This is a genomic window from Paenibacillus sp. Paensp38 (assembly GCF_059491915.1).
On sequence record NZ_CP168516.1, the window covers coordinates 362,720 to 378,785 of the forward strand.

Genomic DNA, 16,066 nt, shown 5'->3' on the forward strand with positions numbered 1-16,066 from the left:
TGGACATTGGTCGATGATCGTGCCTAATCTGTATGGTTCAGGAAAGCCATATGGCGGAATGTTGCGCCACTATGGCTTTTCCGTCCTGTATAAACAAAAAGGGGGTGCAGCATGGAGAGAAGAAAATCAGCCTTGGCACTGGCAGGGATTGGCATCGGGATTATCATTTTATTCGGTCAGTGGATTGGGTTCCTCTCCGTGGTTGCACTGATTCTAATGTTGGCCGGAATATATAAGATCCGCAATTCCAAAATCAAAAAGGGTTACACGATGCTCGCGATTGGTGCTGGATTGCTAGTGCTGGATCATTTGTTCCTGTTTGTGGTAGTTACACTAGCATCATTAGCTATATTCTATTCACGTTCAAGGAAGCTGCATAAAGGTCAAAGCTCCATATTCAAGCACAATTTTATATCGAATCATAAATGGGATGAAGTGCCGTGGAGCCTGCGTAGCACAAGCATATGGCATGTGGTTGGCGATGTGGATGCCGATCTGACGTTGGCTCTACCAGAGGAACGTGAGTCCGTCATATTTTTACAAGGGATCTTCGGTGACATTGATATCACGCTACCGGATAATTACGGTGTAGAGGTGGAGATGTTCGTCCTGTTCGGACAGATTCAGTTTGACCGGGATCATGAGGCGGGGATGCTCAATCGACTGGTTTGGAAGTCTCCCCATTTTGAGCAGAGTGAATATAAAGTGAAGTTTGTCGTTTCGTACTTGGCGGGCGATGTCCGCGTCCGATTTTATTGAATCAGGAGGAGCCGGGATGAATCATAAAAAAACGTCCAACATGGTAACCCGCAGTATGGGTCAAGGTATCCTCCTGTGTGTTGTTGTAGGCGTAGTTGTCTTTTATATGCTGTATACATATGGATATGTGAAGTCGTTTCCAACCTGGGGAATGATATTGAAAGTTGCAGGAGCCGTTATACTGGTGTTGATTGGTACAGGGGCAATGTACGGATTTTATGAGAGCTACCGCTTTAAAAGCAGACTGGAAATGTTGAGAGAGACGTTGCTGATGTGGGAAAAGGGAACCCCTGCACGTGAGTTGCCGCCCCTAGGGCATGATGAACTTGGTAGACTGGGAGAGCAGCTGGAACGGATTGGACGTAAATGGCAGGAACAAGTTACGTCTTTACAACGCTTATCCACGGATAATGCTCAGTTGGCGGAACAGGCACGGATGACTGCGATTGTGGAGGAGCGGCAGCGGCTGGCCAGAGAGTTGCATGATGCCGTATCACAGCAATTATTTGCTATTTCAATGACCGCGACGGCTGTGGGGAGGACGCTGGATAAGGATTTTGATAAAGCACAGCGTCAAGTTGCGCTAATTGAAGAAATGTCTTCTGTGGCACAATCTGAAATGCGGGCGTTACTACTTCATCTACGGCCTGTCTATCTGGAAGGGAAAAGGCTTGAGCAGGGGTTGCGTGATTTGGTACAAGAGTTGCAGGCAAAGGTACCGATGGAGATTGATTTTGAGATTGAAAGCGGAGTACAGTTGGTTAAAGGCATTGAGAACCACTTGTTTCGTATTGTGCAGGAAGCGATGTCTAATACGTTGCGCCATGCCAAAGCAACCCGCATGGAAATTCGTATCGTGCAACGCCCAGATTCCATCAGGCTGACGATTCGGGATAACGGTATTGGTTTTGAGCTGGATGAGAAAAAGCAGACTTCATATGGATTATCCACGATGCAGGAGCGGGTCAGTGAAATTGGGGGAGCGATTCAGTATATAACGGCTCCAGGAAAAGGGACACGGATTGAGGTGTCCGTGCCAGTTATTAATGATGAAAGCGGAAGGAACGATGATCATGGAAACGGAATTACCGATTAGCGTACTGCTGGTAGACGACCATGAAATGGTACGAATTGGTCTTGCGGCGGTGCTGGGGACGGAAGAAGGTATTGAAGTGGTCGGCGAGGCCGGAAGCGGAGAAGAAGGCATACGGTTGGCTTCCGAATACAAGCCAAATGTGATTTTGATGGATCTGGTCATGGATGGCATGGATGGCATCGAAACGACACGCCAAGTAACTCGTCTGCTTCCAGAGACAAAGGTGATTGTGCTGACGAGTTATTTGGACGATGAGAAAATGTATCCGGTCATTGAGGCAGGGGCATTCAGCTATTTGCTTAAAACGTCTCGCGCTTCCGAAATAGCGGATGCGATCCGTGCAGCTGCACGTGGACAGTCCGTACTAGAGTCACAGGTGGCCTCCAAGATGATGAATCGATTCCGCCAGCCACAGGCTGAAGCGCCCGCCCATACGGAGCTGACTGATCGTGAGATGGAGGTACTTCGCCTGTTGGCACAAGGGAAGTCTAATCAGGATATCGCAGACGAGCTGATTATCGGGATTAAGACGGTAAAATTCCATGTCACGAACCTTCTCGCTAAATTAGGAGTGGAAGACCGTACACAGGCGGCGATCTATGCCTATAAGAACGGATTAGCAGAGTAGAATGTAGAATAAACGAATACAAAGAACCGGAGACGATAATAGTTCTCCGGTTTTTTGTGTTCTATAACAAGGTGTTTAGATCAGGAGGAATAAAAAGGCGATTAAAGCCAGATCTAGTGCAAGCCCTGCACCGTATCCATATCCGCCGTACCCACCGCGATAGCCTGCTCTGCCATTTCCATAACTACTATAGCCATTTCCAGCAAATCCGCCTGCGTCATAAGGAAAGGATGGACTCAGAGGTGCATTGGGCGGCTTAATTAAGGCATTTAGTTTGGCAGAGGTACGAACTTTGTTTTTAGGATTCCTTTTTTTCTTTTTAGAGGAAATCTTTTTAGGGGTTTGTTTTCCTTTGTTACTGTAGCTCCCGGCATAGAGACTGCCAGGAAAGGAGGGTGGATATCCGTTCAACATCAGCTTGCCTTTGCTACACCCACTTAAGATGCCGATGTGTCGTGTACCATCACGCATAACGGCACAGACCAGACGTCCACCATGAGGTGCCACACTGGCTTCATTTACAGGATAAATCGGAAACATGATTTCACCTCTTTTGGTGTAAGATGCATTGTGATCATAGTCTATTCTTATGGTGCCTACGATGTATGGTCGAACACCCAGTAGGCAGATGAATATTTTAGAAGGGCTTTGCCGTATTGCTGTGTGTATAAAACCTCTGACAACGGGAATGCTATTGATAGATTCATAGATTTCAAACCAGCCGAAAAAGAAAGTATCCAGAGCGTAGGTGTGGGAATCGGATGGTTGTGTGGAGCGGGAGGAACGATAATGCTAAAAGCAGAGTTGATTAGAAAAGGGATTATTACGATTTTGGTATTAGGAACGGTGCTGGTACTGGCTGGCTGGCGTTACGGAACCCTTCAGACAAACCGATATGATTCCCGCGAGGCAGAAACGGCTTTACGCTCATTGTTAACCATCTCGGACCAGGCCCCGGGTACGCTGGATAAGCTGGTTGTGAAGTGGCAAGGCGATTGGATTTCTAACCATGAAGAGCCGGCAGATGTAGCGGCACAGATAGCTGATCAGCTGAATATACCCACAGTAAACAAACTCGTGGAAAATGGACACACGGTTTATCGTTCTGTTCGTAATAGTGAGGATCTAAAAATCCGCTTAAATGTAATGGAACGTCAAACTGGGCAATGGTATGTAGTCGTTCAACTGGAGAGCAACGATGCAGGACGTGAGCAGTTGATTCAGCTTCATAAACTCTGTGCTGAGCAATTAAAGTCTATGGGGATTCAAGCGCAGTGGAACACGGCCCTTCAGCGTTCGCTGCATACAAAGGAATCCAAAGATCAACTGTTGAAACTGACAGAAGCGAGCTTAACAGGGAACATCTCCATGCAGGCCAAAGAAAGATATACGGATGCGACTACTGTGGCTATATCCTATGAAGCTCCAGAGCTGCCGTTAATGATTCAAAGCGGTGAGCATCAGGTCCAGATTCAGATGGCTGTACATGAAGATAAGGAGCAACAGGATACACGTATAACGCTCGGTTTTCCGCTCATCACGATTGAATACTGACTTATAAGGTAAATTGATGATTCATCGGATAGCTTATCCATGGAGGATATGCTAAAATATCATCAAATCTTTAGTTCCATGTTTTTCGAAAATCAAGTATGATCTTGTATAAATATACACAATACTACATGCGGATTTCGGGGATTGTGGATTGCGGAATCTTGACATGGGAAGAATGAGGTACTACATGGCTGACATACCTGCTAAAGAATCTGTTGTGACGCAAGGCGCAGTTCTGTTTATTTTTGGCGCTACGGGCGATTTGGCTCGTCGCAAGCTTTTTCCTGCTATTTACAGCTTGTACCGCGAAGGCAAGCTTGCTGAGGATTTTGCCGTTATTGGCGTAGCAAGGCGTCCTCGCACAGAGGAAGAATTCCGTAATGACCTGTACGCTTCCATACAGGAGTTTAGTCGCTACAAAGCAGAAAATGATCAAGATTGGCAGGCATTTGCCGAGCATTTTGAATATAAATCGCTTGATATCAACAATGTCGAAGGGTTCCATGAGTTGAGACAGCAGACGGAGTCTATAGAAAGCAAGTTTAACATACCGGGAAATCGGTTGTTTTATTTGGCCTTGGCTCCTGAATTATTCGGAAGCGTGTCTAAGAGTTTGAAAGATGGCGGCATGATGGATGGCAAAGGGTGGAATCGTCTTGTCATTGAGAAGCCATTCGGTTATAACCTCGAATCTGCACAAGAATTGAACGTTGAAATACGAGAAGTATTTGCCGAAGAAGAAATTTATCGGATTGATCACTATCTTGGCAAGGAAATGGTACAAAATATTGAGGTGATCCGCTTCGCGAACGCCTTCTTTGAACCACTGTGGAATAATAAGCATATTGCCAATGTGCAAATTACGCTTAGTGAAACGGTAGGGGTGGAGGAACGCGGAGGTTACTACGATCATTCCGGCGCCTTGCGGGATATGGGACAGAACCATATGCTGCAAATGCTAACGATGATTGCGATGGAGCCACCTAGTCGTTTGTTGCCTGAGGATATCCGTGATGAAAAGGTGAAAGTGCTGCGTTCGCTGCGCCCTTTTGAAACGTCTGACGATGTGAAAACCAATGTGGTGCGTGGTCAATACATCGAAGGCAGTTATCGCGGTCAGCAGTTGCCAGGATATCGCCAAGAAGACAAGGTTGATCCACAGTCAAACACAGAGACTTATTTTGCTTCACGCGTGTTTGTTGATAATTTCCGTTGGGCTGGCGTACCGTTCTATATTCGTACGGGCAAACGTCTCCCTGTAAAAACAACGGAGATTGTTGTGGAATTTAAGAGCATGCCAACGAACGTGTACCTCGGTCAAAAGCATAAGCTGGAACCGAACTTGCTCGTCATTCGGGTCAATCCAATGGAGGGCATTTACATTAAAATTAATGCCAAGAAACCTGGCTCGGAATCAGATATTGAGCCATTGGCTATGGATTTTTGCCAAAGCTGTATGGTGGGTATCAACTCACCGGAGGCTTATGAACGGTTGCTGATGGATGCCATTGAGGGTGATTCGACGTACTTCACGCGTTGGGATGAGGTTGCCACGGCATGGGGATTCGTCGATCGAATCGCCAAAGCATGGCAGCAGACCCCGGATACGCTGGAAACCTATGCTGCAGGCTCATGGGGACCGGAAGGTGCACACAAGCTATTGGAGCAGGATGGCTTCAAGTGGTGGCCGGTTAGCGGTCAGGATGAAGATAATGTCATCTGGCGAGTAGGCGGCGTTCAGTAATCCCGTTTTGTCCTGCATCCCCCTATGTCCTGTTTAGGACGTAAGGGGATGCTTTGCGTTCGGAGTGTGCTATAATAGCTTAGTCTCAGGTTTTCAGTTTGCAACTGATTATAGGTTAAAGGCAGGCTAAAACATGTAAATAGATCGTATTTATAATGAATATGGTAACGGGGTACGCCGAATAATGGGGCTAACGGCAATGAGCCGATGATTTTATGAAAACAGGCGTGCATCATGGCCTTTTTATGAATAGCTTGAGCAGGAATGCAATGGATTTGATCATGAAGGGATATGTGAAATGAGTAAAACAACAGATATACTTCAACAGGAAGTCGACAAACGGCGTACGTTTGCGATTATTTCTCACCCGGATGCGGGTAAAACGACACTGACGGAAAAGCTGCTGCTGTTCGGGGGCGCGATTCGTCTTGCTGGTTCAGTTAAAGCGCGTAAAGCAAGCAAACACGCCACGAGTGACTGGATGGAGATTGAAAAACAGCGGGGGATCTCTGTAACATCCTCAGTGATGCAATTTGATTATAATGGTCACCGCATCAACATTCTGGACACGCCAGGTCACCAGGATTTCAGTGAAGACACGTATCGTACATTAACAGCAGCAGATAGTGCAGTCATGCTGATTGACGTAGCGAAAGGTGTGGAAGCGCAAACGATTAAGCTGTTTCAAGTTTGTGCGAAGCGTGGAATTCCGATTTTCACCTTCATTAACAAACTGGATCGTGAGGGACGCAGTCCTTTTGATTTGATGGAGGAGTTGGAGCAGGTACTTGGCATCCGTTCGGTGCCTATGAATTGGCCGATTGGTACAGGACGCGAGCTGTGCGGTGTCTATGACCGTGTCAAAAATCAGGTCGAGCTGTTTCAGGGAGATGACCATTCCACGATTAAAGTACAAAAAGTGGAAGATTACAATGATCCGATCATTCGTGAGATGGCGGGCGAATATTTGCATGACCAATTATGCCAAGACTTGGAGTTGCTTGATGTCGCGGGTGACCCTTTTGACATGGAGAAAGTACAGCGCGGAGAATTAACACCGGTATTCTTCGGCAGTGCGATTAATAATTTTGGTGTACAAACATTTTTGGAAAACTTCCTTCAGCTTGCTCCTAAACCGGAGCCACGCCGTAGTACAGCTGGGGAAATTGAACCAACAAACGAAAAGTTTACTGGCTATGTATTTAAAATTCAAGCGAACATGAACCCGGCTCACCGTGACCGTATTGCATTTTTGCGTATTGTGTCTGGTAAGTTTCAACGCGGGATGAGTGTTAAGCATGTACGGATGGGCAAGGAGATAAAGCTGTCTCAGCCACAGCAGTTCCTGGCACAGGACCGTGATATTGTTGAGGAGGCTTTTCCTGGCGATATTATTGGATTGTTTGACCCGGGTATTTTCCGTATTGGTGATTCACTCAGCCAAGGTAGCGAGGTTGTGTTTGATGAATTGCCGACCTTCTCGCCTGAGATTTTTGCCAAGGTAACGGTGAAAAATGCCTTGAAGCACAAACAGTATCTGAAGGGTATTGACCAGTTGACCGAGGAAGGTATGATTCAGGTTTTCCGTACGGTAAGCTTTGACGATACGCTATTAGGTGTTGTCGGCCAACTGCAATTTGAAGTATTTGAGTACCGCATGAAGGGTGAGTATGGAGTTGATGTACAGCTTCAGCGTATGCCATTCCAATTTGCACGTTGGATTGTGGATGAGCAGATTGACCCGAGCAAGTTCCGTATTAACTCTACGCTGGTAAAGGATAAGAAGGGCAATTATGTCGCCTTGTTCGAAAACGAGTATGCCATGCGTACGGCTATGGAGAAAAACCCGACAGCTAAGTTTCTAGAAATGGCTCCGTAAGATTGAATAAGCAGAACAGTTTGATCTCAGTCATTTAGTGTATACAACGAATAGTCCACTCGATGTGAATGCGAGTGGACTATTTTCATTTTCGAATACGGGTAAAATAATGAGCACAATTAAATTGGAACAAAAAGTTAAATAGCTAGAGCTAGGTTAAAGGCACGGGTTTGATTTTATCGATTTGTTCATGTGCCAAATGGACGAAATCGTGCTGTTGATTTGGGCTCATATGCTTCCAAGCGATTTCAAGAATGACACCCAATCCAGGCAGAGCGGCTTCAGGTCCGTCCACTGACCCAATAATCATATCCGTAAGATCAGCTTCTGATTTGCCGTGTACTTTGTGAACAATTGCTTGTCGTAAATCCATTGTAATGGGCATGTGTACCTCCCGTATGTTGTAGTAGTGATCGAATGTATTATGGCTTGGGCTGTTGTCCAGTATACATGGAGAAGCATTTGGCATAAGTATGTCAAAATTTATGTTTGTAGCATGATATGCTATACTATGACGGACAGTATGGTGATCGGGAGGTAAAGAAGGAATGGCAAAAAAACAGTATGCGGTTATTGGCATGGGACGTTTTGGTTCCAGTGTTGCCAGTGCGCTGAGTGAGATGGGTTTTGATGTGCTGGCTATTGACTCGGACGAGCAGCGTACACAGGAAATGTCGAATATTGTGACGCATGCGGTGTCTGCCGACTCGACGGATGAGGAAGCGCTGCGAGCGCTGGGTATCCGTAATTTTGACGTAATCGTAGTTGCGATTGGCGAAGATATACAGGCCAGTATTCTGACGACATTGATTCTCAAGGACATGGGCGTACCAGCTCTTGTGGTCAAGGCACAAAATGAGCTGCATGGAAAAGTGTTGCAAAAGATAGGTGCAGATAAAGTCGTTTATCCTGAACGGGATATGGGGTTACGGGTAGCCCATCATTTGACATCCCCCAACATTTTGGATTATATCGAGCTGTCCAAGGACTACAGTATTTTGGAGATGAGAGCCGCCGATTCCATGATTGGAAAAAACCTGAAAGAGTTAGACATACGTGCACGCTTCGGCTGCAATGTGATGGCGATTCGCAGAAATCAGGAAATGAACATTTCACCTTATGCCGAGGATCGTCTGGAGCCGGGTGATGTACTGGTCATTGTGGGCCACAAGGATGACCTGACCAAGCTGGAGCTGGCATTTGCAGCCTAATGAGGGCTTGTGTTCAAGTGCAAGTGATACATCATTTATTTTTATTGAAACGGACAAAGAAACGGAAGGTTAAACGAATGGAAATCATTTCACCGAATAATGCGCGTGTAAAAGAGTGGGCGCAACTGCTGGAGAAAAAGCATCGCACACGGCAGCATAAATATATTGTCGAGGGTATTCATCTGGTGCAGGAAGCGCTGCGTTCGGACGCGGCTGTCGAAACCGTCGCCTATGATTTGGACAAGGGCATTCCCGCCGAGCTGAATGGCCTGGATCCAGCCGACCAGCCGGTGGAATGGGTTCCCGTGTCAGCGGCGGTCATTGCAAAATGCACCGATACGAAGACGCCGCAGTCGGTTTTTGCCATCGTGCGTAAGGAGGAGCGCAGCGCATTCCCGGCATTGCTGGAGCAGCCGGATGCACTGGTAATGGTGCTGGACGGGGTGCAGGACCCCGGCAATGTAGGCACCATCATCCGCAGCGCGGACGCTGCTGGAGCCGCAGGCGTAATATTGGGTCATGGCTGCGCCGACCTGTACAATCCCAAAACGATCCGCTCCACGATGGGATCGTTGTTTCACCTGCCGGTGATTGAAGGCAGTCTGGAGGAGCTTTTGCCGCAGGCCAAAAGTAAAGGTGCCCGCTTGCTCAGCACCTCGTTGGATGCGAGCTTGTCATGCTATGCCATAGATTTGCGTGTTTCCACTTGGCTTGTGATTGGGAATGAAGGCCAAGGTATTTCTGATGCTACCGCGCGCATGGTGGATGAGTCGATATTCATTCCGATGCAGGGGCAAGCGGAATCACTGAACGCGGCGATGGCTTCTACGGTGCTGTTATTTGAGGCCATGAGACAACGAAACTAAGAGAGTGAACACGGGGCTGTGGTTTATAACATCAATTGAGACTAATTATATTATTAAATGAGACTGTTTATACCATCTAAATGAGACAGTCAATGTCCCCGAAAACCCAAGTAGAAGTGGCTTGGTGTTCTTTTTTTGTAAGAACGACTGAAGGTAATTCAAAGTAGGCTGTTACATCTAACATAATATTCATGCTGCGGACTTTCGTCCTGGGTCCGGCATTCGCTGAGTCGTGAATATAGGAACGTTATCCGAAAGAACCCTAAATCGATTAAGAGATGAGGAGCATTTGATGACCTATAAATCAATTTTAATAGATCAATTAACTGCATGTTATAACGAAAAGAGTTGGTTCATTCCTCTTGCGGATATACTGGATGATCTAACAGCAACGGAAGCAGTTACTGAGAATGACAATAAACAAACCATATGGTCTATAGTGAATCATCTTATTTATTGGAATGAAACATGGCTTGAGCGTTTTAAGGCAGGAGAATTTATATTAAATAATGCTATTAACAATGATGAGACATTTTCTTTGACTCAAGATCAATTGAATGATTTAGGCTGGAAGGAAACATTAAATAGACTTGAGAATGTATTTAGCAATTGGAGAGTTATTTTAGAAGAAACAGATGAATCAAAGCTCACAAAACAACTTCCAGAATATTTTAATGCTCCTTGGTGGGGAGTTGTTTCTAATTTAAGTATTCATAATGCATATCATATCGGACAAATCATGTTGTTAAAGAAACAAATTCGAGTTAAATAATGTTTTTAGGTTGTTCGCAGATGAGGGGGCAGCATATGCAGAGCTGGTCGTCCGGCCAGGAAGTGATTTGGCTTGGTAAATCAAGCTCAAAAAAAGGCACGTTTTCAGTTTTGAAAATGTGCCTTTTTTGCCATTAATTTAAAGTCGAAATGGCAAACGTAACAATGAGTGTCATCTGCTTAATTTGCGCCCTTCTTTGTCAAGAAACAACAGTTCGTAGTATTTTTTGGGTCGCCCTTTACTGTTGTCTCGTTTTTCAAATACCGTTTGTACGTATTTACTTTCTTCAATTTTGTTAAGGATACGGTTTGCACCTCTGACGGTCATGGACAGGCACCCAGCAACATCCTCAGAGGATAATTTATTTGTTCTCATGATTTCTGCATAGGACATGATTTTTTGCAAGTTGATGTTGTTTATTCCGATAGTTTTGGCTAACGCGATGATTTCCGGGTCCCCCTGTTCAGAGAACTGTATGACATTCATGCTCCGCATTGGGCCGATAACCTTCTGATCCTCGTTTATAAAAAAGCTGCAGCTGCCCGTAAAGGCTTCCGCCTGTCTGTGAGCTTTGGTGGCGTTAATGTTAGCTTGAAAATATTCATGTCCCGAGCCCCACCCGATCTTCACCTTGTCGCTTATGCGCTCTTCCAGATACTCCAGTAGGGTGCAGTTATGCGCGTTAGTGGTGATTTTCATGAAATTTCCGTAGGTGGTGTATAGTCTGACAAAGCCTTCCGAAATTTGGGCCGTGTCTGCCAGATTCACGCTGCGCAGAAACCTGCCGACAAGGACCTTTAGCTCATGAAGCTGCTCTTCAGATAGCGGATCCGCCGTTCTGGTCGATAAGCATGCGACAACTGCCCTCTGACTCTTAAGCTTGAGGATAGTAATCTCGTTGATGATCTCTCTTATGGTCTCTTTAACGTTTTCCAAAGTGGGCCGGATTAAGATATATCTGACTCCGTGCTTTTTGAGTTCTGGAACAAAGTGGCCGAACGCGGTGATGGACAAGTCTATTTTCTTGTCTTCCCATAGAGTGATATGGTTCTCCAGCATTGTCTCCACCCGTTCGAGCAGATCACCGCTGTCAATGGGCTTTCCCTCATGAGTCAGGTATTGCTGGAATTCGCTGAAAGACTTGATTATATACGCATAATCCACATAGATCCGGGATATATCAAGCCCAGGTTCTGTAACCAGCAGCCGGAAAAGTTCCCTGTAAAGCAGGTTTTCATCATCCTGCAAAATGTGAACAGGTACTTTTTCATCCAGGCATTCCTTATCGATTGACTCGTAAAGCATCCTGCCACTGATCACAAATCCATCCACCGAATCTAAGTTTTTGAGATAGATGTCTGTTGTTTCCCGGAAGTTACTGATTGTAAGAAACCTGAACTGACATAAGGGCCGCATTTCTTCTTCAATGGCGCGGAAATAGTCCATATGGGTCTCAGGCGTGATAATACCCAGCTTGATTTTCATGATAGATTCCTTTCATAAACAGTTCAATCAAAAGAGTTATATCACAATAAATGTGATATTTCAATGTTCCGGCAGCTCTAAAATAATGTTCTTAAAATGTCTTATTTTCTCTTGACAGCGAATGGATTTAAAAGTACGATAAAAGTGTTCTCAAAAAGTCTTAAAATATGAAGGGGGGAATGTTTACTCTGTTCTTACGTTCATTCAATTTGTGCTTTGGGAGATGTTTATTGTGATTGAAGAAGCTGGAGGTTTTTTGAGTATGGCCCATCAGCTGCAGGACAAATTGGTCAAGCACAGGCATCATCTTCATGCGGTTCCGGAACTTGATTTAAGTTTGCCGAGGACAACTGCCTACGTAAAAGAGGTGTTGGAGTCGATGGGGCTTGAGCCTACTCCCGTAGGAGAGTCAGGTCTAATGGTTACGATCGGCGGACAACATGCCGGGAAGGTGATCCTTATCCGTGCGGATATGGATGGGCTGCCCATTCAAGAAGAAACGGAGCTTTCTTTTGCGTCGTTGAACGGAAACATGCATGCATGCGGTCATGACTTGCATACTTCCATGCTGCTCGGAGCTGCGGAGATCCTGAAGGCCAACGAAGAGCAGCTTCGCGGGACGGTTAAGCTTATGTTTCAGCCGGGTGAAGAGACTCTGCACGGGGCAAAGATGATGCTTGAGAATGGGATTCTTGATAATCCTAAGGTGGATGCAGCCATGATGCTTCATGTGTTGACCGGAATGCCAATTCCTATCGGGCAATTTGTAGTGCCTGAGGCCGGTGGAGCTATCTCAGCTTCCTCCGATTGGTTCGAAATCATCATCCGCGGAAGGGGTGCACATGGAGCAATGCCGAGTGCCGCGGTCGATCCGTTAAATGTGGCTGCTCATCTTCATCTGGCGCTGCAGGGTATTCTCAGCCGTGAAATTCCACCAGTTGAGAGTGCCGTCCTTACCATTGGCGTGATGGAAGGCGGAAGTACAAACAACGTGATTCCCGATACGGCCAGAATGAAAGGAAGCGTACGCACATTTAACGCCGCATTGCGGGACAAAATGGAAACCCGTATCCACGACATTTCTGCAGGTATCGGAGAAACTTTTCAGGCAAAGGTGGATGTGATCTATACCAGGGGATGTCCTGAGGTGAAAACGGACAGCGGGCTTAACCGTCAAATGAGAACTACGATTGCAAACACTTTTGGCGCCAGTTCCTTAATCGGTATAACCCAATTGATACCCGGCGGGAAATTAATGGGATCGGAAGACTTCGCATTTGTCTCACAAGCGGTGCCAAGTACCTCAGTATTTCTTAACGCAGGCAATACCGAGGAAGGCTATGGTTACCCTGTGCACCATCCAAAGACGATGTTCTCGGATGAGGTGCTGTACAAAGGGGCTGCGGCTTACGCTGCTTTCGCCAGAGATTGGCTTGAAAGTAATAGATAATATCTCAACAAAACCAGGAGGAATTGAAATGACAGAGAGACGTATGATTGGACCAACCAAATTTGAAGAGTACTCGGAGAAATACAAGGAATTTCTATTAATGACCCGCCGTGCCGGAATCATCGAAGTACGGTTGCATACCGACGGAGGGCCGTACAAGCATTCTTGGGAAGCCCATACGGCATGGTCCCATGCATGGTCAGATATTGGCCGCGACCCTGAGAACGAGGTAATGATTATTTCAGGAACAGGGGATAAATGGGTAATAGGGGACCCTGAGGTCTGGAATACAAAATTTATGGACTGGCCGAAGCAAAAGAAGCTCGAACAGTATCATGAATCGCTGAGACTGCTTGAAAATTTGATATTCTGCATTGACATCCCCACCATCGGGGCGATCAACGGGCCGGGAACGCACTGTGAACTCGCAACTCTCTGCGATATTACCATTTGTACTGAAGACGCGGACTTTTTTGATCCTCATTATCTGGGAGGCACACCTCCCGGAGATGGAATGCTGCTCACACTGCAGAACATGATCGGTTTCAAGAAAGCAGCATATTACGCATACACCGGCAAGAATATCAATGGTCAAACCGCCTTGGACCTGGGCATCGTTAGTGAAGTCCTGCCCCGGGAAAAGCTTCTTCCTCGCGCATGGGAGCTTGCGGAGATGATCATGCAGGCACCGCGTTCAACGAGACATCTGTCCCACTCCATTATATCCCGTCCATGGAAACAAGCCCTGGTCAGTGATCAAGGGTTCCAGCTTGCCCACCAAATGTACGACATGGCCATTGATGAAGAAGGAGCTCTGGAGCGGCTGAAAAAAATGCAAGGACGTCTAATGGGCAAAGAAGTTCATTAGAGCTATGGCGGGACCTACACGATTCGTAGAATACTCGGAGAAGTACAAGGACTTGTTCTTCATGACAGAAATTGATCAATACCGCGAAGCTAAAAATATATCTACCGGATACATTTACACTGTGCTCTATAAGAAAATAAAAGGCATGAATTATTAAAAGATAAGAAAGATTATTGTCTGAATTGAATCCGTATCGTTAAATTACTTTAGATATTCTGAGGACGTTTTTAATTCAAGCTATATGTGGTTAATAACTGCCATAAGACACTTTGAAACAACAATTAAAAATAACACTAACGAGACGACGCTGCAGAAAATATGTAGTGTCGCTTTTTTAGAGGTTACATGTGAAAATCTCTATTCTTAATTTTATTTATGAAAAGATAAAAACTAGATCAGCTAATTAATTTGTTACCCGAAAGGAGAAGGGGATATATTCCTAAAGAGGAAAACCGCATTTTCAGCACGGTGTTTCTTGTCGAGCAACCGTATCTGATAACGGACTGTGGGCCAGAAGTCAAACTTAGCATTGCATTATAGCCGAGTGATTTACGCTTTGGAGGTTGGTAATATTGATTACCAGGAAGGGAGGTTTTCTACATGGAATCTTTAATGTGGAATAATAAAAACTGGCTACAAGAAGACCAAGAATTCTCACCAAAACGGAGAGTAGATAATAAAATCAGCTGGCAAAGGCCTCACATCATCGGAAGTTTTCACAGTAGAAAGATGAAGCGTACTGTCGAGTACCACTCATTGAATGAGTGTTTATTTTATTATTTTCTAGAGGTGGATGTTTCAACATTATATTACTATGTTCAACCCGTTGAAGTCCCCATCCCATATAAAACAAAAAAATTAGAGAAAAAAATTTTGGTTACATGTGCCTGATGTTCTGGTATTTCGAAATGGTTATCCTCCTTTGTTATATCAGATAAAAGAGGCACCAGATGTGGTTCATAACATTAAATGAGACTAATTATATTGTCAAATGAGATAGGAACATCTACGCCTGCACCTGGTCTTTCTTCCGCCCTATAGTCCCAACCTAAATCCAGTAGAGGGGCTATGGCTGTGGCTTAAATCCAATGTGGCGAATAACGTGTTTTTTTAGAGGTTTTATAAGATTAAGCTTCATGTCGGCCAGTTTATGAAACGGATTAACAACTGGAAACAATTCGAGTTTTGAATATTTTGGAAGATACTCTTTAAAATGTCATTTCATTTGAACATCCAAATAGAAAGGTATTTGATTATGATATTCATTAACAAAAAAACTATTAATAAGCTAACTGAATCGCATAGAGAACCTAACATGCTTATCTGCTATTCAACTCCTCAAAGCCTTTCGGCTTGGACAAGTCGAGCTATATTACTCCTAAATAATGATAAAATTATTATCCTTTTCCTCAATCTATTTTCCACTAAAGTAGTACAGAAAGTTGAATTTGAAGTAGCTGATTTACAAGAACAAAAATATCATTCCATATATCTGTCTTCTGCAATATGGTCATTTAACATTAAAGGACAGCATTGGAGGTTCAAGATAATCAAAAAAATTCTTCCTCTTGGCTCTATGCAAAGGGATTTTCTAAATTTCTTGCAACAAAATATCTTAAAATAGCGACTGAGTAGATCAGCGATCTTCGAAAACACGTGCCCTTCCAGACAAAGACGAACAGCCAGGTATCTTTCGTAAAGTCGTTTATCTGGGGTTTCCTTCATGGTTCAATTCACTACCCAATAGGCATTTG

Annotated in this window: 15 protein-coding genes and 1 pseudogene; 13 read left to right on the forward strand and 3 right to left on the reverse strand. The window is 45.0% G+C overall.

The features are described 5' to 3' along the window. Positions 1-111 precede the first annotated feature (111 nt). The 3 genes from liaF to ACEN8J_RS01705 are packed head-to-tail and all read left to right on the forward strand — an operon-like array spanning position 112 to position 2,483. Positions 112-759, forward strand: a complete 648-nt coding sequence (liaF, locus tag ACEN8J_RS01695; protein ID WP_165148438.1) for a cell wall-active antibiotics response protein LiaF — start codon at positions 112-114, stop codon at positions 757-759. A 16-nt stretch (positions 760-775) separates the two neighbouring features. Continuing rightward, entirely contained in the window at positions 776-1,855 is a 1,080-nt protein-coding gene (locus ACEN8J_RS01700) for a sensor histidine kinase (protein ID WP_165148441.1), read from the forward strand. Continuing rightward, a complete protein-coding gene (locus tag ACEN8J_RS01705) occupies positions 1,833-2,483 on the forward strand; it encodes a response regulator (RefSeq protein ID WP_013372995.1) in 651 nt (216 codons plus the stop codon). Before ACEN8J_RS01700 ends, ACEN8J_RS01705 begins: the two co-directional genes overlap by 23 nt. 75 nt (positions 2,484-2,558) lie before the next feature. Here the strand turns inward: ACEN8J_RS01705 and ACEN8J_RS01710 are convergent, their stop codons facing one another. Further along, on the reverse strand, positions 2,559-3,023 hold the full coding sequence (locus tag ACEN8J_RS01710; RefSeq protein ID WP_029518171.1) for a hypothetical protein: 465 nt from the start codon (positions 3,021-3,023) through the stop codon (positions 2,559-2,561). Between the two features lie 249 nt (positions 3,024-3,272). On the opposite strand from ACEN8J_RS01710, the gene ACEN8J_RS01715 reads away from it, so the two are divergent. The 3 genes from ACEN8J_RS01715 to ACEN8J_RS01725 all read left to right on the forward strand — a co-directional run bounded on the left by ACEN8J_RS01715 (position 3,273) and on the right by ACEN8J_RS01725 (position 7,660). Continuing rightward, the gene (locus ACEN8J_RS01715) at positions 3,273-4,037 is read left to right on the forward strand and encodes a YwmB family TATA-box binding protein (RefSeq protein ID WP_495594195.1); all 765 of its coding nucleotides are present in this window, start codon (positions 3,273-3,275) and stop codon (positions 4,035-4,037) included. A 187-nt stretch (positions 4,038-4,224) separates the two neighbouring features. After that, positions 4,225-5,781, forward strand: coding sequence for a glucose-6-phosphate dehydrogenase (zwf, locus tag ACEN8J_RS01720; protein ID WP_029518173.1), 1,557 nt, complete (start codon positions 4,225-4,227; stop codon positions 5,779-5,781). Between the two features lie 298 nt (positions 5,782-6,079). Further along, a complete protein-coding gene (locus ACEN8J_RS01725; RefSeq protein WP_029518174.1) occupies positions 6,080-7,660 on the forward strand; it encodes a peptide chain release factor 3 in 1,581 nt (526 codons plus the stop codon). A gap of 151 nt (positions 7,661-7,811) precedes the next feature. Here ACEN8J_RS01725 and ACEN8J_RS01730 read toward each other — a convergent pair whose 3' ends face one another. Beyond that, positions 7,812-8,045 (reverse strand): small acid-soluble spore protein SspI, encoded by a 234-nt coding sequence (locus ACEN8J_RS01730; protein ID WP_016819939.1) that lies wholly within the window; start codon positions 8,043-8,045, stop codon positions 7,812-7,814. A gap of 160 nt (positions 8,046-8,205) precedes the next feature. Here ACEN8J_RS01730 and ACEN8J_RS01735 point away from each other — a divergent pair. The 3 genes and pseudogenes from ACEN8J_RS01735 to ACEN8J_RS01745 form a co-directional block, all read left to right on the forward strand. Further along, a pseudogene (locus ACEN8J_RS01735) lies at positions 8,206-8,871 on the forward strand (potassium channel family protein); the annotation flags it as partial. A gap of 77 nt (positions 8,872-8,948) precedes the next feature. Continuing rightward, a complete protein-coding gene (locus tag ACEN8J_RS01740) occupies positions 8,949-9,737 on the forward strand; it encodes a TrmH family RNA methyltransferase (RefSeq protein WP_029518175.1) in 789 nt (262 codons plus the stop codon). Between the two features lie 292 nt (positions 9,738-10,029). Next, entirely contained in the window at positions 10,030-10,509 is a 480-nt protein-coding gene (locus ACEN8J_RS01745) for a DinB family protein (protein WP_495594196.1), read from the forward strand. Between the two features lie 171 nt (positions 10,510-10,680). Here ACEN8J_RS01745 and ACEN8J_RS01750 read toward each other — a convergent pair whose 3' ends face one another. Continuing rightward, entirely contained in the window at positions 10,681-11,994 is a 1,314-nt protein-coding gene (locus ACEN8J_RS01750) for a hypothetical protein (protein WP_029518181.1), read from the reverse strand. A gap of 262 nt (positions 11,995-12,256) precedes the next feature. On the opposite strand from ACEN8J_RS01750, the gene ACEN8J_RS01755 reads away from it, so the two are divergent. The 4 genes from ACEN8J_RS01755 to ACEN8J_RS01770 all read left to right on the forward strand — a co-directional run bounded on the left by ACEN8J_RS01755 (position 12,257) and on the right by ACEN8J_RS01770 (position 15,426). Next, positions 12,257-13,444 (forward strand): M20 metallopeptidase family protein, encoded by a 1,188-nt coding sequence (locus tag ACEN8J_RS01755; RefSeq protein WP_341039994.1) that lies wholly within the window; start codon positions 12,257-12,259, stop codon positions 13,442-13,444. 28 nt (positions 13,445-13,472) lie between these two features. Further along, complete coding sequence (locus ACEN8J_RS01760) at positions 13,473-14,312, forward strand: enoyl-CoA hydratase/isomerase family protein (protein ID WP_341039992.1); 840 nt, start codon at positions 13,473-13,475, stop codon at positions 14,310-14,312. Between the two features lie 600 nt (positions 14,313-14,912). Beyond that, complete coding sequence (locus ACEN8J_RS01765) at positions 14,913-15,203, forward strand: hypothetical protein (RefSeq protein WP_318628421.1); 291 nt, start codon at positions 14,913-14,915, stop codon at positions 15,201-15,203. Between the two features lie 127 nt (positions 15,204-15,330). After that, positions 15,331-15,426: a transposase gene (locus tag ACEN8J_RS01770; RefSeq protein ID WP_238796269.1), complete on the forward strand. Its 96-nt coding sequence runs from the start codon at positions 15,331-15,333 to the stop codon at positions 15,424-15,426. The last annotated feature ends 640 nt before the right edge of the window (positions 15,427-16,066 follow it).